This window comes from Amycolatopsis nivea (assembly GCF_004522235.1).
Classification (GTDB): domain Bacteria; phylum Actinomycetota; class Actinomycetes; order Mycobacteriales; family Pseudonocardiaceae; genus Amycolatopsis; species Amycolatopsis nivea.
The window spans coordinates 566-24907 of sequence record NZ_SDLT01000066.1 but is presented as its reverse complement, the minus strand read 5'-3'; the positions used below and the strand labels follow the sequence as shown (position 1 = coordinate 24907).

Below are 24342 nucleotides of genomic sequence, written 5' to 3'. Positions count from 1 at the left end.
TTCGGTGCATCGTGCGCACCCAATGTGGCGTTCGGTGCATCCCACGCACCCAATGCCACATTGGGGCGGTTTCGGCTGGGGCAGTCCGGACGCGAGCGAGCAGGGCAAGGCAGGGTCGGGCAAGGCGGGCAAGGCAAGGCGGGGCAGGGTCAGGGGGGAGGGCGAGGCGGAGCGGAGGCAGCGCGACGTTGGCGCGCCACCACAGCATGAGCGCACCAGCACAACATCAGCGGAGACAATGCGCCGTGAGCGCGGTCAGAGGTTGCGCAGCCCCTGCAGCACCCGCTCCATGAACTCCCTCGACGAACGGTCGCCCAGCACCAGGTCGGTCTGGTGCAGCATGACCAGCCCGATGTCCGCCATGTCCCCCACCAGGACCTTCACCACGCCGAGCGGCAGGTGCAGGTGCGCGGCGATCTCCGCGACCGACCGGGTGTCCAGGCACAGATCGCAGATCCGCCGGTGCTCGATCGAGCGCACTCCGCGGTAGCGGCGGCCCTCGTCACTGGTGGAGACCAGAGCCTCCAGCGCCAGGTTGTGGTCTGAGTGAGTACGGCCGCGGGTCCGCGCGTACGGCCGCACCCGCGACTTCGTCGGTTGTACGGGCGGCTCGGGCTGCGCGGGCTCCTCTTCGGACCAGAACCGGTCCAATTCGGACACTCCGGAAGCCGGGCCGGGGTCGGAGTACCGCTCCTCCGCCGGGGGCTCTTCGGCCAGCGCGTGCCTGCTGCGGGTGGCCTGTTCGACGTGCTGGCGCTGGTACGCCGAGCCTTCCGGGACCACGCGGTCGTCCGGGCCGGGCGAACCGGCGTACTCGTCGAACGAGTACGGGTCGTGCGCCGCGGGACGGCTCGGCGGGGGCGGCGGTTCCTCCCAGCGCTGCTGCTGGGGCTCTTCCCACCGGTGGTTCGGCCGCGGCTCTTCCCAGTAACCGGATTCGCCGTCCTCGACCCATTCGTAGCCGTCGTCCCAGCTCTCCTCCTGCACCGGAGCCGGTACCGGAGCGGGCGGCGGGGCCACCGCCTGCTGCACCGGGCGCGGCGCGACCGGCGCGGGAGCCGGGCGAGGCGCGGGCTCCGGACGCCGGGCAGGCGGCTGGGCGTGCCGCGAAGCAGGCGGCGGAGGCGTGGCCCGAGGCTGCCGATGCGGCAGCCGGAGGCTCAGCGAACTCATGTCGTACCGGCTCGGCGAGTCGAACGACTCCCGTTCCGTGCCTTTGTGGAGGGCGTCCCAGGCGCCCGTGTCCTGGTCTCCGAAACCCGAGATCTTCATCGGCTACCCCAGCACCCCGCCGCCCTGCAGCTGCGCGCGCAGTTCCGGCGTGATCTGCTCGCCGACCCGCTCGACCAGCAGGGTCATCTCGTACGCGACTGTCCCGATGTCACACGTCGGCGCGGCCAGCACGGCCAGGCAGGACCCGTCCGAGACCGACATCAGGAACAGGTACCCGCGTTCCATCTCGACCACGGTCTGGTTCACGCCGCCCGCCTCGAAGCACCGCGCCGCGCCCTGGGTCAGGCTGATCAGCCCGGACGCCACCGCCGAGAGCTGCTCGGCGCGTTCCTGTGGCAAGCCCTCCGAAGGCGCGAGCATCAGTCCGTCCGCCGACACCAGCACCGCGTGCGCCGCACCCGGGACCCGGCGCACGAAATCCGAGATCAGCCAGCTGAACGTGCCCTGGTCCGCTGGCCGGTCGGAATCGGTCACTGCCCCTCCAAGCTCCTCGAACGCTGCCGGACGCCCGTTCGCCGCCCTCGGGCCATCCTCGCCCGGCCGCGGTGAAGTCGTCGTTCCAGCGTATTCACGCACCCGGTCGTGTCGAGCGTGTGCCCGGGCACGGTACGTGTCTGCCGGATGTAACGCCGCGCGAACGCATGCACAACCACGCATTCGCGGGTCACTCGGTGGTGGCGGCGGCCACCGTGCGCAGCGGGATGTCCGTGCAGGTCACCGCCGGTCCGACGCCCCGATCAGGGGCGGCCGGCCTCGGCCGCGAGCGGGACAGGACTACTCAGCTGCCCCGCTCGGAGGCACCACTCCCCGAAGCGGGTGAAGCCCGTGGAGTTCACTCCAACGGCCGCACCCGAGCCGGGGTGTAACGGGAATCTGGGAGTCGGCGCAAGCCTCCTTCGCAGACGGCGGCGGGGACCGCGAACGGGACTAGCCCGCCCGTAAAGCCGTGTCGTGCGCGATCGCGTGCTGCACGACCGAGATCAGCACCTGCTTCGCCGAGTCCCGCTCGCGCGCGTCGCACGCCATGATCGGGACCGACGGCGAGATGGTGAGCGCGTGCCGCACGTCCTCGATCTGGTGGTGCAGCAGCCGGTCGAAGCAGTTGATCGCCACGACGTAGGGCAGCTTCCGGTTCTCGAAGAAGTCGATCGACGGGAACGCGTCCGCGAGCCTGCGCGTGTCCACCAGCACGACCGCGCCGATCGCGCCGACGGCGAGGTCGTCCCACATGAACCAGAACCGGTGCTGGCCCGGCGTGCCGAACACGTACAGCACCAGGTCGGAGTCGAGCGAGATCCGGCCGAAGTCCATGGCCACCGTGGTGGTCGACTTGTTCGGCGTGGCCGACACGTCGTCGTGGCCCACGCTGGCCTCGGTCATCATGGCCTCGGTGGTCAGCGGGTCGATCTCGGAGATCGCCCCGACCAGAGTCGTCTTGCCCGAACCGAACCCACCCGCGACCACGATCTTGGCCGACGAGGTCGGACCCGTCTGCGGTGTGTTCGCGTCGGAGTCAAATTCTCCGAAGCCCACTGAGCACCCTTTCCATGAACTCGATACTGGGGCGGTCGCCCGAATTCGTGCTGCTGCTCGTGTGCACGAGCACCAGGCCGAGGCCCGCCACGTCACCAATCAGCACCCGCACCACGCCGAGCGGAAGCCGCAGGAGCGCGGCCACCTCGGCGACCGACCGGGTGTCGAGGCACAGGTCGCAGATCGACCGGTGCTCCGGCACGCGGACGCGGTCGAGCACCCTGCCCTGTTCGCTCGTCGACACCAACGCCTCGATCGCGAGGTCGTAGGTCGGCTTCGTGCGTCCGCGGGTGCGGAAGTAAGGCCGGACCAGCCCGGAGGTCTCCACCTCGGCGGGCTCGTCCACGTATTCGCCCGCCGCTTGCATCGGCAGCGCGGCGGCCAATCCGTTCGACGGGAAGCTCGAGGGTCCCGGCGACCCGTCGCGTTCGGCGCTGAACGCGGCGAACTCGGCCGAGTCGTACAGCGGTCCGCTCGCCCCGCCGAACAGCTCCGAACCGGGGCCGCCGAGCAGCCGCTCGCGGTACCCGGGCACCGCGGTGATGCCCGGCTGCTGCCCGGCGTTGGAATCGGTCAGCCAGTTCGGCGGTTCGCGCACCGGCTCGGAATCCGCGGCTTGGACGTCCCTCGAACGCCATTCGCGGTCGACCCGGTCCCGGAAGGACTTCCAGTCCTCCCGGCTCTGGTCCCGATCGCCCCAGCCCCCGGTGTGCTCGTCACCGAGCCGGCCATCGCCGCGCAAGCGCCCGTCGTCCACGGTTTACTCCTGTAGTCCTAGGTCCGCCTAGCGACGGACCGCAGCGCCCTGCAGTTGTGCCCGCATCTCCGGTGTCAGCTGCTGGCCGACCCGTTCGACCAGCAGAGTCATCTCGTACACCACCAAGCCGATGTCGCTTTCCGGCGAACCCAGCACCGCGAGGCACGAGCCGTCGGACACCGACATCAGGAAGAGAAATCCGTTCGCCATCTCGACCACGGTCTGCGCGACCGGGCCGCCCTCGAACACCTTCGCCGCACCGCGCGCGAGGCTGGTCAGCCCCGAGGCGACGGCCGCCAGCTGGTCCGCCCGGTCCTTCGGCAGCCCGCGCGAAGACGCGAGCAGCAGACCGTCGGCCGAGACGACCACCGCGTGCGCCGCACCGGGCACCCGGTGGACGAAGTCCGTGATCAGCCACGCGAAGCTGCTCGCCGCGCTGCCGCCGGCCTGCCTGCCGTTCGGCTGCACCGAGCCGCCTCCCGGCTGCACTCCCGCCCGTGTCACTCTCGCTCCTCACTGCTGTCGCTCACATACCCGGCCCCGGTGACGCGAACCCCGTCGTCGTCGAGCCGGGCGTCCGGCGGCCGCTCCTTCAGTGCGTGCCTTCCGGACTTGTACCCACGCTGGAAGCTTGCCATCCGGCTGCGGGCAGCCGTCGCCGAGCGGGTGATCGCACCCGTTCCGGGCATTCCGGTGGTCGCGTCCGTGAACGAGTTCTGCTGCGCCGGTTCCGGCGCGTTGCCGATCGAGCCGGGGACCAGGTACGCGTTGGGCACGCGTTTGGGCAGCCCGGCGGGCGTGATCTCCTCGTTCTTGGATTCGAGCAGCGACTGCGCCGCCTGCCATCCCTCGTCGGAGACGCTGTGCCAGCTGTCGTCCTCCGGCTCGTCGGAACCGGGGTAGAGCGGCGTCGACTCGAGCGGTTCGCTCGCCTGCTGCCGCACCGGCTCGGCCGGAGTCTCGTCCCGCTCCCGCGGCTCGGCGGCGGGAGCCTCGGCGGCTTCCGGCTCCGGCTCCGACGCGGCGGACTGCGCCGTTCCGGTGCCGGGCTCGCTGTCCTCGCCCTCGCTGAACCAGCGCGACAGCACCGACTGGTAGATCGGCAGCCGCCGGGTCGGCACGTCGTCCTCGAGCGCGGCGGAACCGTCCGGCTCGGCGGGCGGCTGCTCCTTCGGCGCTTCCGGAGCGACGTACTTCGGCTCCCGCTTCGGCAGCACCAGCGGCGGGAATTCGGTCTGCGCCAGGCTCGCGCCCTCGCCGTACGACTCGCGAGTGAGCGGCGCGAGGTCTTCCGCGGTCGGCCACGCCGGGGCTTCCGAGGCGGGCGTCGCCGGGCTGAGGAACGGACCGGCCGCGCGGTTGCCCGCGACGAGGTCGTCGAGGCTGATCGGCTGGTCGAGCGGGACCAGTCCGCCGTTGTCGGACGCCGCGCCGGAGCCGGTCGAGCCCATCGCCTCGGTCAGCTCCGCGGCCGCGGGCGGCGGCGAGAGCGGAAGCGGGTTCGACGGTTCCGGCTCGCGGTTCAGCGGCGGAAGGCTCGGGTGCGAGACCTCGTTGCGGTTCGGCGGCGGCGGGGTGTTCCGCAACGCCGGCGGAACCGTCCGGACCTGGGTGAGCAGCTCGACCGGGACCACGACGCGGGCGATCACGCCGCCCTCGATGTCCTCGTTCTCGCGCAGCCGCACCTCGATGCCGTGCCGCTGGGCCAGCCGCGCGACCACGTACAGACCCATCCGCCTTGTCACCGACACGTCCAGGTCCGGCGGGTCGGCGAGGCGCTCGTTGACCTCGGCGAGGCGCTCCTCGCTCATCCCGACGCCGTGGTCGGTGACCTGGATCGCCAGCGCCTTCTTGCGCGTGATGACCGCGCGGACGGTGATCTTGGTTTCCGGTTCGGAGAAGTAGGTCGCGTTGTCGAGCAGTTCCGCGAGCACGTGCACGAGGTCGTGGATCGCGAGGCCCTGCACCGCGACCTCGGGCACGATCCCGATCTCGATGCGGGCGTACTGCTCGATCTCCGACACGGCCGCGCCAATCACGTCGGCCGCCGGCACCGGCTTGGGCACCGACTTCGCGAGGCCCGCGCCCGAAAGCACCAGCAGCGATTCGCCGTTCCGGCGCAACCGGGTCGCCAGGTGGTCGAGCTCGAACAGGCTCGCGAGATGGTCCGGGTCCTGCTCGTCGGCCTCGAGCCGGTCGATGACGCCGAGCTGGCGTTCCACCAGCCGCTGCGACCGCCGGGAGAGGTTCACGAAGATGCCGTTGACGTTCTCGCGCAGCAGCGCCTGTTCGGCGGCCATCTTGACCGCCTGCTCGTGGACCACGTCGAACGAGCGCGCCACTTCGCCGATCTCGTCGCGGGTGAGGACCGGGACCGGGTCGACCGCCTTCTTCGAGGCGTTGACCGGGTCCGGGTCGTCCAGGATCGCCTGCACGGTTTCCGGCAGCCGGGTGTAGGCGACGTCCAGCGCGGTCTTCCGCAGCACCCGCAGCGGGCGCAGCATCAGCCGGGCGATGACGAGCATCAGCATCAGCGCGGCGACCAGCGCGGCGAGGACGATGACCCCGCCGACCCACGCCGAACGCACCGCGTTGCTGGCCAGTTCGTCGGCCTGGGCGCGCAGCTGGGTCAGCAGGTTGACCTCGACCGCGCGCAGTTTGTCGGCGGCGACGGTGGAGTCCTGGCCGAGCTTGGTGCCGTCGAGGTTGAGCGGCTGGCTCTGCTGGGCGAAGGAGAACGCCTGTGTCTGCAAACGCCGACGCTCGTCGACCTCGGGTCCGGAGTAGGTGTCGTTGTAGAGCTGGACCTGGTCGCCAGTGGCGTTGGCGAGGAACGCGGTGATCGACGCGTCGCCGCTGGCCTCGGCGGCCCGGGTCTCGTCGATCAGGTTGCCGGGGAAGCCGTCGCGGAACGCGGCGATCTGCAGCGCGGAATCGCCGCGGAGGATGAACTCCTTCGCCTCGCTGATCGACTGCGTGCTCGTGCCGAGGCGGAGCAGGTCGCGGTTGGTGGTCGCGGTGGAGACCTCGCGGCCGAGCTGGATCAGCGAGTCGAGCACCGAAGAGTAGGTGTCGAGCACCGCGCGGTCGGAGTAGGCCGAGGTGGTCATCGCCGCGCGCAGCGGGCGCAGCGCGTCGAGGCGCTGGAGGCCGTGCGCGTAGCGGTCGCTGGCCGCCTGGTCGTCGTTGTCGAGGTTGACCGCGGCGTTGCGCAGGTCGTCGACGTCGCGGTCGACCTTCGCCATCTGCGCGTCGAGGCCGGTCTGGCGCAGCGGGTCCGCCGACGAGATCCGGACCACCGCCAGCGCGCGCTCGCGCTGCAGGTCGTGCACGACCGCGGTGACCTTCTCGGCGAAGGCGACCTGGTTGGCGGTGTGGTTGAGGTCGACCGCCGACCGCACGTCGTCGACCACGCGCAGCACGCCGAGCACCAGCGCGGTGATCGTGGGGATGAGGAGAATGAGCGCGAGCTTCGACCGCAATCGCCAGTTGCCGAGCGCGAGCCAGGACCGCTGCTGCGCGGTCCCCGCGTTCTCCTGAGCGGAGGCCTCCCCTGCCCCCGCGGTGTCTTCGTTCGGCACCGCCGCACCACCGTCCGGGCCCGAGGGGCCCGTTGATTCCGAACCTGCCGTGCTCGTGGCCACTACGCGCACGCTCCCGGCAGGTAATCCGCCACCTGAGTGGTCTGGACCGCGTCCCGGACTGTTACACCCTTTCGAGTGAAAAGATCAACTTCGCGGTGCGGCTGCCCGTCGCCTCGGGCGCGGAATCGGTTCAGGTCTGACATGACGTTCGGTCCCCGCACGTGGTCGATCTCTTAGTCCGTTCGGCCGAGGCCACCCCCCACCGGCTCGTCGCCGGAGTACGCGGAGAGCCCTTTTCCCAAGTCCGGGCTCTCACTACATCGGTGGTCCACACCTCACATTGCCGGAGCAGAGGGTAGCGAACGCCTGGCCCATTTGTAACCCTCCAGAAGTTGCCCGGAGAGCACCCAGGCAGCGGATCAAGGCCCATCGGGCACCCACGGGTCGTTCACATACCCCGACATACCAGCGGATTCGATCACCTGATCGAGTGACCAGCACCACTTCTGAATCGTATATGAACACCCATTGTGAGTGATCGTCCTGGTTCTCTACAGTAGCCGCGTGACTCCGGACAATGAGCCACCTTCCCCCCGCGTCCATGCCAGACGCGGGCCCATGTGCTAGGAGCGACCTTGTTTGATGAAGCGGTGAGCAGCCGGCGCGACTACGGCAGGCGCGGGTTCCTGTCGCTCGCTATGGCGGGCGGCGTTGCCTTGACTGCCAGCGGATGCGGCCTGCTGGGCGGATCGGACGATTCGGGCAGCGCGAAGGGCGGCTCCGGGGTCGAGAAGGCCAAGATCAAGGTCTCGATCATGCCGACGATCGACGTGGTGCCTTTCCACCTCGCGGTCCAGAACGGCTACTTCAAGAACGAGGGACTCGAGGTCGAAGCCGTCGACGCCGCCAGCGGTGACGCGTCACTGCAGAAGCTGCAGGCGGGCGAGGTCGACATCGCCTACGCGAGCTACACGCCGTTCTTCATCGCCAAGAGCAAGGGCGCCGCGGACATCAAGCTCGTCGCCGACGCCTCCTCGGCGGGCCCGAAGAGCACCGAAGTCGTGGCGATGCCGAACAGCAACATCAAGAACGTGCACGACCTGGCGGGCAAGCGGATCGGGATCACCGCCACCAACACGATTTGCGACACGCTGACCAAGTCGGTCATGCGCGACAACGGCGTGAGCTTCACCGACGTGAAGTGGGTTTCGCTGCGGTTCCCGGACATCGGCCCCGCGGTCAAGCGCGGCGACATCGACGCGGGCTTCCTGACCGAGCCGTTCATCACGCAGTCGGCGAAGGTCAACGGGACGGTCGAGGTCATCGACACCGCTTCCGGCGGCACCAAGGACTTCCCGACCGCGGGCTACGGCTCGCTCGGCAAGTTCACCGACGCGAACCCGAAGACGGTCGCCGCGTTCCAGCGCGCGATGCTGCGCGCCACCAAGGAATCGGCCGACCGCTCCAAGATCGAGCCGCTGATGATCCAGTTCTCGAAGGTGGACGAGGCGACCGCGAAGATCACGAACCTGCTGACCTTCCAGTCCACTTTGGACGCCCGGCGCATCCAGCGGGTGCCGGACCTGCTGCAGCAGTTCGGTTCCATCCAGTCGAAGATCGACGTGCAGTCGATGATCGTCCCGCAGGCGAACGCGTCCTGACGTGCGCCTCGTCCGGAACCTGACCGGCCTGCTCGGCTTCCTCCTGATCTGGGAGGCCGTCGTGCGGGCCGGTCTGATCGACCAGAACGACCTTCCCCCGCCGACCGTGGTGTTCGCCCGGATCGGCGAACTGTTCGGCGACGTCGAATTCGTCCGCGACGTGGTCGCCTCCGTGCTCGCGTGGCTGATCGCGCTGCTCATCTCGATCGCCATCGCGGTCCCGGCCGGCCTGCTGCTCGGCAGCGTCCGCTGGCTGCGCGACGCGACCAAGGCGATCGTCGAATTCCTGCGGCCGATTCCTTCCGTGGCACTGATTCCGCTGGTGCTGATCGTCGTCGGCGGCGGCCCGGAAGCGAAGATCACCCTCGCCGTGTACGCGGCGGTGTGGCCGATTCTCTTCAACACCATTTACGCGCTGGCCGAGATCGACCCGCTGCTGCTGGAAACCGCGCGCACGTACGGAACTCCGCGTTCGCGGGTGCTGACCTCGGTCGCACTGCCGCACGCCGCGCCGTTCGTGTTCACCGGGATCCGGTTGTCCGCGGCGATTTCGCTGATCCTGGTGATCAGCACGGAATTCCTGGCCGGGGCGAAACTCGGCATCGGGCAGTTCGTGCTCGAAGCCAGTTCCGGACCGGGCCGGATGGACCTGGTGCTCGCCGGGACCGTGGTCGCCGGGCTGCTCGGCTTCCTCGTGAACGAGGGCCTGGAACGGCTGGGCAACCGGCTGTTCCGCTGGAGCAACGCTGTCGAAGGAGCCGCCGCGTGAGTGTGGTCGAAAAACCCTCCACCGTCACGCGCCGGATGAGCCGCGGGCTCAGCGGGTTCGCCCGCAAGTGGCTGCTGTTCGCGATTCTGGTGGTGCTGTGGGAGATCGCGGCGCAGCTGAGCGAAAACGTGTTCTTCCCGCCGCCGTCGAAGATCGCCGCCGCGGCCGCGAAACTGTGGTTCTCCGGCCCGGCCTCGCACCTGTTCCTCGGCGAGCCGGTGTTCGACCACATCCTGCCGAGCCTCGGCAGGCTGCTCGGCGGCTGGCTGCTGGCGGTGGTGATCGGCGTCGTGCTCGGCACCGCGCTGGGCCGCTCGCGCACCGGGATGGATTACGTGGGACCGCTTTTCGCGTTCTTCCGCGCCATTCCGCCGCCCGCGCTCGTGCCGGTGTTCATCATCCTGTTCGGCATCGGGCCGGGCATGCAGACCGCGACGATCATCTTCAGCTCGCTGTGGCCGGTGCTGATGAACACAGTGGACGGGGTCCGCTCGGTCGACAAGGTCAAGGTCGAGACGGCTCGCGCGTTCCGGACGCCGAAGCGGTACTGGATCGGGCTGGTCGTGCTGCCCTCGGCGCTGCCGAAGATCTTCGCCGGGCTTCGGGTGTCGCTTTCGATCGCGCTGATCCTGATGGCGATCTCCGAACTGGTGGGGGCGCTCAACGGCATCGGCTACGCGCTGCTCGCCGCCCAGCGTTCGTACGACTTCGACCAGATGTGGGCGTGGATCGTGCTGCTGGGCATCCTCGGGTACGGGTTCAACGCCGCGCTGCTCGGCATCGAACGCCGGGTGCTCGGCTGGCAGCCCGGCCGGAACTAGGAAGGTTTCCCGTTATGTCGACCATGCTCGAGGTCTCCGGCCTCAGCCACCGCTACGGCAGCGGCGAGTCCGCGCACGTCGCGGTCAACGAACTGTCGTTCACGGTGGAGACCGGGCAGCTGGCGTGCATCGTCGGCCCGTCCGGCTGCGGCAAGTCCACCCTGCTGCGCGCGATCGCCGGCCTGATCCCGCCGAGCGCGGGCACGGTGAGCCTGCACGGCGACCGCGTCACCTCGGTGCCGGACGATCTCGCCGTGGTGTTCCAGGACTACAGCCGCTCCCTGTTCCCGTGGCTGTCGGTCGCGAAGAACGTGGAATTCCCGCTGCGCTGGAGCAAACTCGACAAGGCGACCCGGCGTGCCCGGGCCGCCGAAGCGCTCGAGGCGGTCGGACTTTCGGCCGCGGTGAACAAGTACCCGTGGCAGCTTTCGGGCGGCATGCAGCAGCGGGTGTCGATCGCCCGCGCGCTGGCGAGCCGTCCGGCGCTGCTGCTGATGGACGAACCGTTCGCGTCGGTGGACGCGCAGACGCGGTTCGAACTGGAAGACCTGCTGCGCCGCGTCCAGGTCGAACAGGGCACGACGGTGTTGCTGGTGACGCACGACATCGACGAGAGCGTGTACCTCGGCGACCGGGTGCTGGTGCTGTCGAAGTCGCCGGCGCGGATCGTGGCGGATCTCAAGGTGGACCTGCCCGCTCAGCGGGACCAGATCACGACGCGGGAATCGGCGGAATTCGTTTCGCTGCGCGGTGAAGTGGCCCGGCTGCTGCACGGTCCGGCCGTGCAGGCGGCGGCCGACCTGGCGGAGCAGGAGGCGGCGGAGGCCGCTGCTTCCGAGGCCGCTGTCGTTCCGGAGAAGAAGTAGTCACAGCTTCGGGAACCACACCGAGACGTCGGCCAGCGCGTCGAGGGTGCCGGGATCTACGTGTCCGGCAACGGTTTCCGTTTCGGCGACCACCATCGCCCGACCGTCCACTCTGGACTGGAAGTGGTGGCCGGAGAACTTCACGCCGTCGAGGCCGAGCAGGGCAGCGCCAAGGGGTTTGACGTCCCCGCTGCCCTGCACCTCTTCGACCTTCTCGCAGCCTTCGGCGTCGCTCTTCTTCGGAAATCCCACGCGGGCAACGGAAATCACCGCGGCGTTGCCGTGACCGTCGCCCACGGCGAAGAGGTTGCGGTCCAATGAGGTGCAGCGGTGCTCCGCGAGGTAATCCCGGACGCGGTCGGTGGAGTTCAGCAGGCAGTCGATCTCGTGTTTCGCCGCTTGCTTGAGCTGTTTGAGCTTGAACCGGCTGAAGGTTTCGTCCTTGCGGCCGCGCTTCGCGGACTTCTTGCCCTCGGCTTTGCGCGTCTCGAGACTGCGGCCGGGCAGGGAATCCGCGACGTCCCCGGCGAGGTTTCCCGGCAGCGCCTCCGCGGCGGCCCCGGATCCCACGCTCGCGGAACCGCCGATCCCGGCCGCCGTGCCGCCTCCGACAGCGGCGACGACCGCCACTCCGGCCACGAACACCTTCGCCCCGCCGCCCTCGTTGATCGGGACTACTCGCCCGTCCTTGAGCGTGCGGAATTTCTGCTTCGCCACTCGCTGTCCCTCCCCTGGACACCAAGAAGCGATCAAGATAGTCCCTGAGCAGCGAGAACTCACCCGGTTCCGGCCGGGTTCACCCGTTCAGCCCTTGGCGCGGGAATCCGGTCCGGTCTCGTCCGGGCCGATCTCCGGCAGCGTCCGCACGCCCAGCACGTTCGCCCCGACCAGTTTGCGGGTCGCCAGGTTGCCCATCGGCATGAACGTGCTCGCCTGCACGTCCCGCCACATGCGCTCGAACGGCAGCGCCTTCGTGTAGGACATGCCGCCCAGCGCGTCGACCAGCCGCTGCATCACCTGGACCGCGTTGTTCGCCGCCGTGTACTTCACGATCGCACTGCGGGCCACGCCGTCCTGGATGTCGCCGGTAAACAGGCGGCGGCTCGTCACCTCGTCGGCCTGGCGGTAGATCAGCGCGCGGGAGCTTTCCAGCAGGATCTGGCATTCGCCGATCACGTCCTGCAGCACCGGGTCCTCGGCCTTGCCGCGCTGGACCAGCGTTCGCACGGTCCAGTCGAGCGCGCCGGCCGCGATTCCGGTGTAGACCGCCGAGAACGCGGGCATCGCCCACGCCCAGACGGTTTCCAGCACCCGCGAGTCGAGGTGTTTCACCGGCAGCGAGTGCACGACCGCGGCGTCCTCGACGAACACCTTGTCCAGTTCGACGTCGTTGCTCTGGGTGCCGCGCATGCCCATCGTGTTCCACGTCTGGTGGACCGTGACGCCCGGCGCGTCCAGCGCGATCTGGCACAGCAGCAGCCGCGGGCCGCCGTCGGCGTCCTCGTAGCGGGCGGTGGTGGAGCAGTGCGTGGCGACCGCCGAGTTGGTCGCGAAGCTCTTGCGACCGGACAGTTCGAAGCCGCCTTCGACGCGGACCGCGCGGGTCTTCGCGTCCGTCATGTCGTTGCGCAGGCCCGTTTCGCTGGTGATCGACGCCCAGACCAGTTCGCCGTCCACCGCTTTGCGCAGCAGTTCCGCCAGCCGGGGCGCCTTCGTGCGCCGCCAGACGCTCGCCCACTGTCCCAGCGGGGACAGGTGCATCGTGAACGCCAGCGCGGTCGCGCCGTCGCCCATCGCGAGCCGTTCCAGCACCGGCAGGATTTCCGGCAGCCCGGCCCCCGAACCGCCGAGTTCCTCCGGAACGGACAGCCGGAGGAAGCCAGCTTCCCGCAGGTCGTCGTAATTCTCGTGCGGGAACGTGTTTTCCCGGTCGTGCTCGGCCGCGCGCTCGGCGAAAATGTCCGCGAGCTTGGCGGCACGGTCGACGAGGGCCTGCTGCTTCGGCGTCAGGAGAGGCTGCACCCGGCCATCAAAACAGCGTCCCGGATCTTGGTCAATCGGCCGAACGCACGGGAGCGCCTGTCCCGGGTGGACCCCAGGACAGGCGCTCCCGTGCGGTGCGCTCAGCCGATCAGTTTGGACAGTCCGGAGCCGTTGAACGAGCCCCAGCCGGTCGTCTGGTCATAGCCCTTGCCTGCCGAGAAGCCGGTGGTGCCGTTGAAGGTGTTGTTGCCGGTCGTCACGTCGTGGAAACCGGAACCGTACGAGGAACCGTTGCCGATGCTGTAGAACTTCGCGTTCAGGTTGCCGAGGCCGCCCTTGTGGACCTCGTTCTGCAGCGCGGCGAAGCCCGCCCACAGCGGAGCCGCGCCCGAGGTGCCCCACACGTTCCCGGTCTGTCCGCCGGAGATGATCGTGTACGCCGAACCCTGCGCGGCGTCCCCGGCGACGTCCGGGACCTTGCGCTTGGTCGTGCTCTGCTTGGACTGCCACGACGGCGCGGCGAAGATCGTCGAGATGCCGCCGCCGCCCGCTCCGCCGGAAGCACCGTCGTTCCACGTCGTCTCGCTGCTGTAGCCGTTCGACGAGTTCACCGTCAGCTGCGTGCCGCCGACGCCGGAGACGTTCGGGCTCGACGCCGGGAAGTCCACCGCCTGGGCCTTGCTGCCGGTCTGGCGGGCGCAGTCGGTGGTGCCGTCGTCGCCCGCGGCGGCGAAGTAGCTGATGCCCTCGGCGGTGCCGGTCGCGAGCGCCTTGTCGACGCTGTTGGCCGCGGCCGAGCCTTCCGCCGCCTCGCAGGAGCCCCACGAGATCGAGACGACGCTGACCTTCTTGTCCGACGCGATCTTCTGGTACATCGCCAGCTCGCCCGCGTTGGAGTTCGGGGCCTCGTACACGTAGTCGTTCGCCGGGGCGGCGAGCGCGTGCACGACCTCGATGTCCAGGTCGACCTCGGTCTGGCCGCCGCCGGGGCTCGAGTCGTAGTTGGCTCCGTTGACCGACACCGTGCTGACCGAACCGCCCTTGAGGCCGTACTTGGTGTCATACGCGGTGATGTCGGACTTCTTGTAGCCGTCGAACTCCACGAAACCGACATTCACGCCCGCGCCGGTGGCGGACATGCCGCTGGTGCCGTACGCGGTTTTGAGGATGCTCGGCGTCACCGGCTTGACCGTGCGCGGCGCCTGCGTGGGCTTCGCGTGGTGCTTCACCGCGTGATTGTCGAGGCCGACGACCGAATCGACCACCGAGGACACCGAAGCGGGCAATTCCGGCGCGGAGTCGTTGGCGTAGAACTTCCGGCCGGTGACGGTGTCGGTGTAATTGCCGATGCGCGTATGGAAGGCGGATTCCAGCTGTCCGGCAGTTGCCGAGAAGGTGATCGCCTGGCGGTTTCCGGAAACCTCAATACCCTGCGCACCGCTGCGCTTGAGGAAATTCACCGCCTGATCGGCTTCGGCTTGGGTTGGGCCGAACGCAGCAGTGAATTGCTCCGGAGAGAGGAATCGGTGGTACTGCGGCGAGGCCGGGTCCTGCACGTCGGCGAGGAAGCGGGCCAGCGCCTGCTGGTTGTGCAGTTTCAGGGACAGGGCGGCGGGAATCTGCTGCTCAGCGGCGACGTCACCGGACCGCGCGCTGGCGGCGAGCGGTGCGGCGTTGCCGGAAAGGGCGACCAGCGGATCGGCGTTCGCGACGCCGGCCACGGACAGGCACAGCAACGCCGGCAGCGGAACCGCGGCGGCGACGAGCTTGCGCAAGCGCATGAGAATTCCTCTCGAGAGGCGGGGACCGGGCCGGCTAAATCGCGGTACCGACCCGTATCCCCGACCCTAAAAAACCGCTCGAAACAAAGAAACCTACTTTTGGCTGACCTTAACGCGGTTGGTTTGTTTTCCACTTGCACGATTTATGACTGATTCCCGCCGCGATGTCCCGCCGCATCCGGAAACCATCGGCCGTCGGAATGCGGAACCCCCGGGCAATCCGGACCCCTTGCGCACACACGCGCGCTGTGCTCGTCAAGCAAAAAAGGGAACCTTGCCGGAATTGGAATTCCCGGCGAGGTTCCCTTCCGCAGTGGAGCGGAGCGTCAGCCTTTGACGAGTTCGGCCCACTCGCGCACGGCGGCCGCGTCCACCGGAGCGTCCCAACCGGACGGACGCACCGCGCCGCCGACGTGGAAGCCGCGCACGCCGCCAGCCCGCAGCAAATGCACCTGCTGCGCCCGCAAGCCGCCGCCGACCAACAGCGCGGGACCGTCGGTGCGCCGCGCCAGCTGCTGCAGCACCGACAGTCCACTCGCGACACCGTTCGTGTGGCCCGCCGCCAGCACGGTGTCGCAGCCGAGCTCGGCCAGCACGTCGTACGCGGCGATCGGGTTGCGCGAGCGGTCGATGGCGCGGTGGAACGTCCACGGCCGCCCGTCGATCTCCTTCAGCAACGCGCGGCACGCGTCGGCGTCGACCTCGCCCTCCTCGGTCAGGAACCCGAACACGAACTCCTGCGCACCCGCGGACACCAGCCGGGCCGCCGAAGCGCACAGCTCGTCGATGGCGCGCGCGTCGAAAGTGTTCTCCGCGCGCAGCATCACGCGCACCGGCAAATCAGTGGCCGCGAGCACCTCGCGCACCGTCGCCTCGCTCGGGGTGAGCCCGTCGCTGGCCATGTCGGAGACGAGTTCGAGCCGGTCCGCTCCGCCCTCCTGCGCCCGCTCCGCGTCGTGGCAGCCCAGCGCGATCACTTCCAGCAGGGCGGTGTTCGAACTCATGCCTCATCCGTTTCGATCCAGTGGCGGGGTGTCTTCCCCCCTGGCGTGCCTGCCGCGCCGGAAGCCGCCTTGCAGGCTCGTCATCCGGGCGCGCACCGCGTCGGGGGAAAGCGAGAGTATCGGCCGCGGCTCCGGCTCCGCGGCGGGGCCGTCCGCCACGTCGGCGACCCGCAGGAACGGCCAGGTGTCCTCGGCCCCGTCCTCTTGTTCCAGGTGCTCCGGCGACGGCCACTCCGGTTGTTCGGCGTGCGCGGGCGCCGGCCATTCGGGGGCCGCCTCGTCCGGGTCTTCCGTCGGGAACTCCGGCGGCTCCTCGTAGGCGTGCTCGGGCTCGGGTTCGAAGGCGGGGACCTCCGGCATCGGCGCGACCACCCGCGGCTCCGGCGCGACCGGCTCCTCCGGCGGTGCCGAGAGGTCGAACCAGCGCGACAGCACGTCGCGATAAGCAGGCATCCGGTCCGTCGGCGCGTCGATCTCCAGATGCGACCGCGACGCCGGGCCGGGCCACGACGGAGCCTCCTCGACCACCGGCGCGCGCCGCAGCGGACCGGCGTCGTCGAGGGTCGGCGCGACCAGTTCGGCGGGCTCCTCCGGCTCCTCGGCCGGGGCCAGCGGCGCGAGCGGGGCCAGCAGTTCCGGCTCGGGCGCGGGTTCCGGTTCGACCGGCGCGGGCGGCTGCGGCAGCGGCGGGGCCTCGGTGATCAACGCGGCCGGGACGACGACCGTCGCGGTGAGCCCGCGTCCCTCGGCCGGGCTCAACCGCACCGCGATGGCGTGCCGTTCGGCCAGCGTGGCGACCACGAACAGGCCCATCCGGCGCGACACCTCGACGTCGACCTCCGGCGGATGCGCCAGCCGCGCGTTGGTGCGGTCGATCTCCGCCTGCGGCATGCCCGCGCCGCGGTCGGTGATCTCGATCCGCCACGCGCCGTCGGCCGTCCGCGCGCTCTCCACGGTGACCGCCGTCTGCGGCCCGGAGTACCGGGTGGCGTTCTCCAGCAGCTCGGACACTACGTGCACCAGGTCGTTGACCGCGTCGCCGCGCACCGCGAGCGCGGGGGCCGGGCCGATCTCGATCCGCTGGTAATCCTCCACTTCGGACAGTGCGGCCCCGATGATCTCGTCGGCCACCACCGGTCCGGTGTCCTCGCGCACCAGGTCGGTGCCGGACAGCACCAGGAGGTTCTCGCTGTTGCGCCGCATCCGGGTGGCGAGGTGGTCGAGTTCGAACAGCCCGCCGAGGGTCTCCGGGTCCTGTTCGCCCGCCTCCATCCGGTCGAGCACGGACAGCTGCCGCTCCACCAGGTCCTGGCTGCGCTGCGACAGGTTGACGAACATCGCGTTCACGTTCTCGCGCAGCATCGCCTGCTCGGCGGCCAGCCGGACCGCCTCGCCGTGCACCGCGTCGAACGCGCGCGCGACCTGCCCGACTTCCTCGCGGGTGAAGATGGGCACCGGCGCGACCGCCGCCCGGTGCCGCAGGTTCTCCGGAGCCGGGTCGGGCTCGGTGAGCAGCCGCTGCACCGCCTCGGGCAGCCGGTGGTCGGCGACCTCCAGCGCGGTGCGGCGCAGGATCCGCAACGGCCGCAGCAGCGAGCGCGCGATCACCACCGACAGAACACCGGCGACCAACAGGACGCCGATGACGATTCCGCCGTCCCAGATCGTCGAGGCGCGGGCGCTGGCGGCCCGCGCGTCCGTTTTCTCCTGAAGCTGGACGAGCAGCGCCTGCTGCACCTGGTGGGCGAGATTGACCGTGTACGTCGACGCGGTGTCCCACTGGTCCGCGTCCAGACCGGACAGCGGCTGGTTGTTCTCCGTGCGCGTGAGCGCCGACTCGACCATGTCGTTGCCGATGTCGACCACGATGCCGATCACCGTGTCCGAGTACATCCGCTGCTCGTCCGGGGTCGCGAAGGTGCGGTAGTCGCTGCGCGCGGCGGCCAGTTCGGCTTCCGCGCCGAGCAGCGCGCGCGTCCGGTCCCGGTTGAGCGTGCCCTGCGCGATCGCCTCGGACATGATCGCGCGCTTGACCGACATCTGATCCTTGATCCGCGCGAGCGCGTTCCCGGCGAGCCGCAGCCGGGCCAGGTCGGGTTCGGTGACGTCGGCCGCAGCGGTGTCGCTGATGTCGAGCAGGCCGGAGATCAGCTCGCTGTAGGAACGGAGCACCGCGTCCGCCGGATACGCGGAGTGTTCAGCCGAATACCGAAGGCCGCCCAGCACTCGCAGCCGGTCGTCGCTCTGCTGCAGATCGCCCGCCGCGGATTCGTCGAGCCGCGATTTGCTGTCGGCGAGCGACCGCTCGAACGCGCCGATCGCCAGGTCGACGCGGGTGCGCTGGCCCACGAGGACGTCGGTGGCCCCCTTGCGGTCGCCCGCGACGAACCGCACCGTGACGTCGCGTTCGCGCTGCAACTGGTGCACGACCTCGGCGACCGTCGAGTCGATCCGGCAGCGAGCGGCGAACTCGGCGAGCTGGCGGGCGTCGCGCAGGTCGCTGTTGACCCGGAGGCCGACCAGCACGACCACGGCGAGCGCCGGGATCAGCAGGACGACGAAGAGCTTGGTGCGCAGCCGCCAGTTCCGCAGCCGCCACCCGCCGCCGACCGGGCGCGAGGCAGCCGGATCCGTCGCGTCACCCGAACGGGGACGGTCGTCGCGACGGGTCACCTGTGCTTCCTTTTCCACCGCGGGGACCTCTGCCCACGGACGTCATCGGGCTCCAGCCGGAAACTACCGCTCGGTAGTTGCCGGCGAAAAGATCGGGAAGCCACCCTGGCGGGGGCACGGCCCTGCGGGCGATCGTATGGGCAGCGGCCCATACGATCCAGCACGAGGCAGAGATTCTCCCGGCAGGGGATGGCGAGTGAAAGCGACCGGTCTGAGGTTTGCGCTGGTGGCGACGTTGTTCGCACTCAGCGGCTGCTCCGTGTTCGGATCCAGTGACACCGGACAAGCGCAACCGCCGGAACGCGCGACGCTGCGGGTCGGCGTCGCGAGCCCGATCGACACCGCCCCGCTGCGGATCGCCGTCGCCGCGGGAAAGTTCCGCCAGGCCGGGCTGAACGTCCAACTGGTGGAACTCGGCGACAGCGACGGCGTCGAGAAACTGAAGTCCGGACAGATAGATGTGACGTTCGGCAGCGACGTGTCGCTGTTCCGCGCCGCCGGGTCCGGCACCGCGCTGCAATTGCAGGGCGAGGCGTACACCTTCGGCCGCACGACTATCGCGCTCGTCACATTGCCCGGTTCCGACTACTCCGAACCGACCGCGAAGAAGTCGCCGAAGATCGCCGTCGACTCGCCCGACGACATCGGCGCGCTCACCGCGCGGGCGGTCCTCGGCACGGCAGGCGTCGACAAGTCGAAGATCGAGTTCGTGACCCGGCCGTTCGGGCAGATGCCCGCCGCGCTGCAGTCCGGCGACGCGGACGCGGCACTGATGGTCGAGCCGTACATCACCCGCGCGGAGAAGGAACTGGGCGCGCAGGTCCTCGCCGACGGTTCGACCGGCGCGACGCTGGACTTCCCGGCGTCGGGCTACGCCGCGACCGGCCAGTTCGCCGCCTCGAACCCGCGCACGCTGACCGCGTTCCGCAACGTCCTCACCCAGACCCAGCTCGCCGCGTCCGACTCGGCGAAGGTGCGCGACGCGCTGCCCTCGTTCTCCGACATCGACCAGACCACCGCCGCGCTGATCTCGCTCGGCAGCTACCCGACCACGCTGTCGGCGACCCGGCTGCAGCGCGTAGCCGACCTGATGCACAGCTCCGGGCAGTTGGCGAACCGGCTCGACGTGGCGGCGATGCTCCCGAACGCCTTGTGAGGCGCTAGATGCTCGCCCCGGTCGGCTGCAGGCAAATCGTCCGCACCGGCGGTCCCGCGTACACCAGCGACAAGTCCTTCTCGCCGCAGCTCGACGCCGACTTCGCGCCGTCGTGCACGACCGCCCGCGCTTCCGCCTTGGGGTCGTCGCAGGCGACCTTGCCGACCTTCGACTCGTCCGAAACGTCGCGGACGCACTCGCCGGACGCGACGTTCAACGCGAGGCACAGCGTCTGGGTCGGCCTGCTGGTGGTGCTGCGCGCCGACGAGTACAGCTCGAACGGCACGTAGTCCTCGCCGCGACAGGAGGACCGGCCCTTCGAGACGGTGTCGACGCGGTAGGTGGCGGCCCGGTCGGAGCAGTCCGCCCCGGTGTAGGTCTGCGTCCTCGAGCCCAGCGAAGTGAGGTACAGGCAGCTGCCCGCGACCGGCGGTCCCGCCGAGCGCACGACCGCGGCGAACCCGAACGCGCCGAGCGTGCCGAGCCCGAGCGCCACGACGACGAGTGCGGCGAAGAGCCCCTTCTGCTTGCCCGACACCCGCTTCGGGCCGCCCTGGACCGGCTGCTGCGGGAGCGGCTGGTACGGGTTCGCGGCCGGCGGCGTGCCGAACGGTGGTGTGGTCACTGGGTCCCCTCCCGCGGCTTCGTCCCGCCATCTTGGCATCCCCGGGCCGCGGTCCGGGAGGGAACGTATAAAGGAGAGGTGACTGATGGCCCCCTGATCGTCCAGTCCGACAAAACCGTGCTGCTCGAGGTCGACAATCCGCGTGCCGACGACGCGCGGATCGCGATCGCGCCGTTCGCCGAACTGGAACGAGCACCCGAACACGTGCACACCTACCGGATCACGCCGCTCGCGTTGTGGAACGCGCGCGCCGCCGGGCACGACGCGGAGCAGGTGGTGGACGCGCTCACCACGTACTCGCGGTTCCCGGTGCCGCAGCCGCTCTTGATCGACGTCGTGGACGTGATGGGCCGGTTCGGGCGGCTGCAGATCGCCAACCACCCGGCGCACGGCCTGGTCATGACCACGACCGACCGCGCGGTGCTGGAAGAGGTCTCGCGCCACAAGAAGATCAGCCCGATGCTGGGCTCGCGGATCGACGACGACACGGTGATCGTGCACCCGTCCGAACGCGGGCGGCTCAAGCAGGCACTGCTGAAGGTCGGCTGGCCGGCCGAGGACCTCGCCGGGTACGTGGACGGCGAAGCGCACCCGATCGATCTCGCCGAGGCCGACTGGCACCTGCGCGACTACCAGCGGAAGGCGGCGGAAGCGTTCTGGGCGGGCGGTTCCGGCGTCGTCGTGCTGCCGTGCGGCGCGGGCAAGACGCTGGTCGGCGCGGCCGCGATGGCGCACGCCAAGGCGACCACGCTGATCCTGGTCACCAACACCGTCGCCGGTCGGCAGTGGAAGCGCGAACTGGTCGCGCGCACGTCGCTCACCGAGGACGAGATCGGCGAGTACTCCGGGGAGAAGAAGGAGATCCGGCCGGTCACCATCGCGACGTACCAGGTGGTCACGCGCAAGACCAAGGGCGAGTACCGGCACCTGGAGTTGTTCGATTCGCGCGACTGGGGCCTGGTCGTCTACGACGAGGTGCACCTGCTGCCCGCGCCGGTGTTCCGGATGACCGCGGACCTGCAGTCGCGGCGGCGGCTCGGGCTCACCGCCACGCTGGTGCGCGAGGACGGCCGCGAGGGCGACGTGTTCTCGCTGATCGGCCCGAAGCGGTACGACGTGCCGTGGCGCGACATCGAGGCGCAGGGCTGGATCGCACCTGCGGAATGCACCGAGGTGCGGGTGACCCTGACCGAGTCCGAGCGTCTGCAGTACGCCACCGCGGACTCCGACGAGCGGTACAAGCTCGCGGCGACGGCGATGACGAAGATCCCGGTGATCCGGTCCATTGTGGACAAGCACGCCGGCGAGCCGACCCTGGTGATCGGCGCGTACCTCGACCAACTGGAGATGCTGGGCGCGGAACTGGAGGCCCCGGTCATCCAGGGTGCGACGAAGAACAAGGAGCGAGAGGAACTGTTCGACAAGTTCCGCCGCGGCGAACTGCGCACGCTCGTGGTGTCGAAGGTCGCGAACTTCTCGATCGACCTGCCGGAAGCGTCGGTGGCGATCCAGGTTTCGGGCACTTTCGGTTCGCGGCAGGAGGAAGCGCAACGCCTCGGCCGACTCCTGCGCCCGAAGGGCGACGGACGGCAGGCGCACTTCTACTCGATCGTCTCGCGGGACACAGTGGACACTGAGTACGCCGCACACCGGCAGCGTTTCCTGGCCGAACAGGGCTACGCGTACCACATCGTCGATGCGGAGGACCTGCGCCGACCGCTGTGAATCACGAACCGAGGTAACGGAGAACGGCCAGCACGCGCCGGCTGTAACCCTTTGCCTGCGGCAGGTCGAGCTTGTCGAAGATCGCATTCGCGTGCTTCTCCACGGCGCTCTGCGAGATGTACAGCAGCGTGGCGATGCTCGCGTTCGTGTGGCCCTGCGCCATTTTCTCCAGCACGTCGCGCTCGCGCGGAGTCAGCCGGGCGAGCGCGTCCTCGTGCGACGTGCGGGCGACCAGCCTGCGCACCACCTCCGGATCGAAGGCCGCACCACCGGCCGCGACCCGGTCCAGCGCGTCGAGAAAGTCGCCGACCTGGGCGACCCTGTCCTTGAGCAGGTACCCGACGCGTCCGCCGTCGCCGCCGATCAGCTTGGCCGCGTAGCGTTTCTCGACGTACTGGGACAACACGAGCACACCGGTGTCCGGCCAGCGTTCACGGATTTCCAGCGCGGCACGCAACCCTTCGTCCGTGTGGGTCGGCGGCATGCGAACATCGGTGACGACGATGTCGGGTTGGTGTTCGGCGGTCGCTTCGAGGAGCTTTTCTCCATCGCCGACCGCAGCCACCACGTCGTGGCCTTCCTCCGCCAGCAGCCGTACGAGACCTTCCCTGAGCAAGGTCGCGTCCTCAGCCAGAATCACTCGCACGGCAACGTCACCCGCACTGTGGTCGGCCCGTTTTCGGGACTCTGTACGGAAAAATCGCCATCCATTGCTGCCACTCGTCTCGCCAGCCCAGACAACCCGCCACTCTCGCCTACCTGTGCGCCGCCGCAACCATCGTCCGTGATCTCTGCTTCCAGCCTGTTTTCTTGCCGCCGGACGTCGATCGTGACCTTATTAGCGTTGGCATGCTTAGCCGCATTGGTGACCGACTCTGACGCCACGAAGTAGACCACCGTCGCCAATTCCGGCGAGGGCTCGTCAATCGCGTAACGAAGGTCGACCGGGATCGTGGCCCGCTCAGCCAGAGACTCCAACGCAGCCTCAAGACCACTCTCGTCGAGCGCGATCGGGTACACACGCCAGCTAACCTCTCGCAGCTCTCTCAACGCTTCCTGCGATTCCTCATGCGCCTGGCGGACCAGCTCAGCCGACCGCTGCGGGTCGTCCGCCCGACGAGCCCGGCCGAGCAGCACTCCCAACGCGACCAGCCTTTGCTGCACTCCGTCATGCAAATCCCGCTCGATCCGGCGACGCTCCTCGTTGACTGCCTCGACCACTTCACTCCGCGTGGTCGCCAGCTCAGACACCCTGCGCCGCAACAGTTCTTGACTGCTGGGCCCGAAAAACCGCCGCGCCAACCGCCGATCGAGCGCGGCTACGCCGATCAGCCCCTGTCCACAAAGGAATACCCCGATCGCGCCGAGGGCCACTACGGGGAGCCAGTCCAGAAGTTTCCCGTCGCCCGCACCGCCAGGAGCCCGCCCGGTGACGAGTTGGACGAAGTAGAACGCCCCCGCCGCGACCCCCGCGCCGACGCACACCCACACTCCCAGCGCGAGAAGCCCGGTCAAGCTGCGCGGGAGGAGGTACTGGAGAGCGCGGCGACCGTCGTAATCGTCGCCGTTGCTGGCGTCGAAGAACCGCTTCAGACGGGCGCGTTCTATTTCGGCGAGCCCGCGCGCGCCGCGGAAGACCCGCTGCCGTGCCGCGGGGATGACAAGGAGCGGTGCGGCGAGTACCAGGTACGGGAGCTCGATGAGCGCCGTCAGCGCACCTAGGCCGACACCTGCTGTACGGCGCAGTCTGTTCACGTCGCCCAGGCTAGCCAGCCTGCTGGGGGCGGGGCACTGCGGTTTTCCGCATTTCGCCTGGTCCTCGGTTCTCGGCCCGCCCTGTCGGGGCACATTCCCCGTCTCCCTCGGACTCGTTGCCCTTCCACCCCGACCCGCTGCGGTCTTCGAACCCCGCCTGCCCCACCACATTCCCCCGCCTCCCACGGCCGAGCGCGTTGCCCCCTCCACCCGGCCCAACCGCGTTCTTCCAACTCCGCCTGCCCAGCCACATTCCCCGCCTCCCGCAGACGAAGTCGCTGCTCTTCCACGCCGACCCCACCGCGGTCTCCGAACCCCGCCTGCCCCACCTCCCGCGACCGAACTCGTCGACTTTCCACCCCAACCCCACCGCGGTCTTCCGCATCTCGCCAAGCCCCGCCACATCCGCCGACTCC

20 protein-coding genes are annotated in these 24342 nt (G+C 69.5%); 6 read left to right on the top strand and 14 right to left on the bottom strand.

Going from position 1 to position 24342, the window contains the following annotated elements:
• Window positions 1–255: 255 nt before the first annotated feature.
• From EIZ44_RS42150 to EIZ44_RS42125, 6 genes are all read right to left on the bottom strand, one after another.
• Window positions 256–1272, bottom strand: a complete 1017-nt coding sequence (locus EIZ44_RS42150; protein WP_134734376.1) for a DUF742 domain-containing protein — start codon at window positions 1270–1272, stop codon at window positions 256–258.
• Between the two features lie 3 nt (window positions 1273–1275).
• Window positions 1276–1707 carry a roadblock/LC7 domain-containing protein gene (locus EIZ44_RS42145; RefSeq protein ID WP_009083953.1) on the bottom strand — a complete coding sequence of 144 codons (432 nt, stop codon included), beginning with the start codon at window positions 1705–1707 and terminating at the stop codon, window positions 1276–1278.
• Window positions 1708–2160: 453 nt separating this feature from the next.
• Entirely contained in the window at window positions 2161–2766 is a 606-nt protein-coding gene (locus EIZ44_RS42140) for a GTP-binding protein (protein WP_037807836.1), read from the bottom strand.
• Window positions 2747–3523, bottom strand: a complete 777-nt coding sequence (locus EIZ44_RS42135) for a DUF742 domain-containing protein (protein ID WP_037807839.1) — start codon at window positions 3521–3523, stop codon at window positions 2747–2749. Before EIZ44_RS42135 ends, EIZ44_RS42140 begins: the two co-directional genes overlap by 20 nt.
• 27 nt (window positions 3524–3550) lie before the next feature.
• Window positions 3551–4027: a roadblock/LC7 domain-containing protein gene (locus EIZ44_RS42130; protein ID WP_369871052.1), complete on the bottom strand. Its 477-nt coding sequence runs from the start codon at window positions 4025–4027 to the stop codon at window positions 3551–3553.
• Entirely contained in the window at window positions 4024–7104 is a 3081-nt protein-coding gene (locus EIZ44_RS42125) for a sensor histidine kinase (RefSeq protein ID WP_205673479.1), read from the bottom strand. The genes EIZ44_RS42130 and EIZ44_RS42125 overlap by 4 nt, the downstream gene beginning before the upstream one ends.
• Window positions 7105–7805: 701 nt before the next feature.
• Between EIZ44_RS42125 and EIZ44_RS42120 the strand changes: the two genes are divergently transcribed.
• The 4 genes from EIZ44_RS42120 to EIZ44_RS42105 are packed head-to-tail and all read left to right on the top strand — an operon-like array spanning window position 7806 to window position 11224.
• Window positions 7806–8768, top strand: a complete 963-nt coding sequence (locus EIZ44_RS42120; protein ID WP_037809278.1) for an ABC transporter substrate-binding protein — start codon at window positions 7806–7808, stop codon at window positions 8766–8768.
• A 1-nt stretch (window position 8769) separates the two neighbouring features.
• Window positions 8770–9537: an ABC transporter permease gene (locus EIZ44_RS42115; RefSeq protein ID WP_037807847.1), complete on the top strand. Its 768-nt coding sequence runs from the start codon at window positions 8770–8772 to the stop codon at window positions 9535–9537.
• The gene (locus EIZ44_RS42110; RefSeq protein ID WP_037807848.1) at window positions 9534–10358 is read left to right on the top strand and encodes an ABC transporter permease; all 825 of its coding nucleotides are present in this window, start codon (window positions 9534–9536) and stop codon (window positions 10356–10358) included. Before EIZ44_RS42115 ends, EIZ44_RS42110 begins: the two co-directional genes overlap by 4 nt.
• A 14-nt stretch (window positions 10359–10372) precedes the next feature.
• The gene (locus EIZ44_RS42105) at window positions 10373–11224 is read left to right on the top strand and encodes an ABC transporter ATP-binding protein (RefSeq protein WP_037807849.1); all 852 of its coding nucleotides are present in this window, start codon (window positions 10373–10375) and stop codon (window positions 11222–11224) included.
• Here EIZ44_RS42105 and EIZ44_RS42100 read toward each other — a convergent pair whose 3' ends face one another.
• The 5 genes from EIZ44_RS42100 to EIZ44_RS42080 form a co-directional block, all read right to left on the bottom strand.
• Window positions 11225–11941: a hypothetical protein gene (locus tag EIZ44_RS42100; protein ID WP_199817275.1), complete on the bottom strand. Its 717-nt coding sequence runs from the start codon at window positions 11939–11941 to the stop codon at window positions 11225–11227.
• 87 nt (window positions 11942–12028) lie between these two features.
• A complete protein-coding gene (locus EIZ44_RS42095; protein WP_037807851.1) occupies window positions 12029–13246 on the bottom strand; it encodes an acyl-CoA dehydrogenase family protein in 1218 nt (405 codons plus the stop codon).
• Between the two features lie 101 nt (window positions 13247–13347).
• Entirely contained in the window at window positions 13348–14988 is a 1641-nt protein-coding gene (locus EIZ44_RS42090) for a S53 family peptidase (RefSeq protein WP_134734374.1), read from the bottom strand.
• A 326-nt stretch (window positions 14989–15314) separates the two neighbouring features.
• Window positions 15315–15992 carry a copper homeostasis protein CutC gene (locus tag EIZ44_RS42085; RefSeq protein WP_134734373.1) on the bottom strand — a complete coding sequence of 226 codons (678 nt, stop codon included), beginning with the start codon at window positions 15990–15992 and terminating at the stop codon, window positions 15315–15317.
• 3 nt (window positions 15993–15995) lie between these two features.
• The gene (locus tag EIZ44_RS42080) at window positions 15996–18665 is read right to left on the bottom strand and encodes a sensor histidine kinase (RefSeq protein ID WP_134734372.1); all 2670 of its coding nucleotides are present in this window, start codon (window positions 18663–18665) and stop codon (window positions 15996–15998) included.
• Between the two features lie 136 nt (window positions 18666–18801).
• Here EIZ44_RS42080 and EIZ44_RS42075 point away from each other — a divergent pair, with 136 nt between their 5' ends.
• Window positions 18802–19821, top strand: a complete 1020-nt coding sequence (locus EIZ44_RS42075) for an ABC transporter substrate-binding protein (RefSeq protein WP_134734371.1) — start codon at window positions 18802–18804, stop codon at window positions 19819–19821.
• Between the two features lie 4 nt (window positions 19822–19825).
• Here EIZ44_RS42075 and EIZ44_RS42070 read toward each other — a convergent pair whose 3' ends face one another.
• Window positions 19826–20446, bottom strand: a complete 621-nt coding sequence (locus EIZ44_RS42070) for an LppU/SCO3897 family protein (protein ID WP_134734370.1) — start codon at window positions 20444–20446, stop codon at window positions 19826–19828.
• 78 nt (window positions 20447–20524) lie between these two features.
• Here EIZ44_RS42070 and EIZ44_RS42065 point away from each other — a divergent pair, with 78 nt between their 5' ends.
• A complete protein-coding gene (locus tag EIZ44_RS42065) occupies window positions 20525–22171 on the top strand; it encodes a DNA repair helicase XPB (protein WP_134734369.1) in 1647 nt (548 codons plus the stop codon).
• A 1-nt stretch (window position 22172) separates the two neighbouring features.
• On the opposite strand, the gene EIZ44_RS42060 is transcribed toward EIZ44_RS42065, so the two are convergent.
• Complete coding sequence (locus tag EIZ44_RS42060) at window positions 22173–22817, bottom strand: response regulator (protein ID WP_037807870.1); 645 nt, start codon at window positions 22815–22817, stop codon at window positions 22173–22175.
• Window positions 22808–23926: a sensor histidine kinase gene (locus EIZ44_RS42055; protein ID WP_240691561.1), complete on the bottom strand. Its 1119-nt coding sequence runs from the start codon at window positions 23924–23926 to the stop codon at window positions 22808–22810. The genes EIZ44_RS42060 and EIZ44_RS42055 overlap by 10 nt, the downstream gene beginning before the upstream one ends.
• Window positions 23927–24342 lie beyond the last annotated feature (416 nt).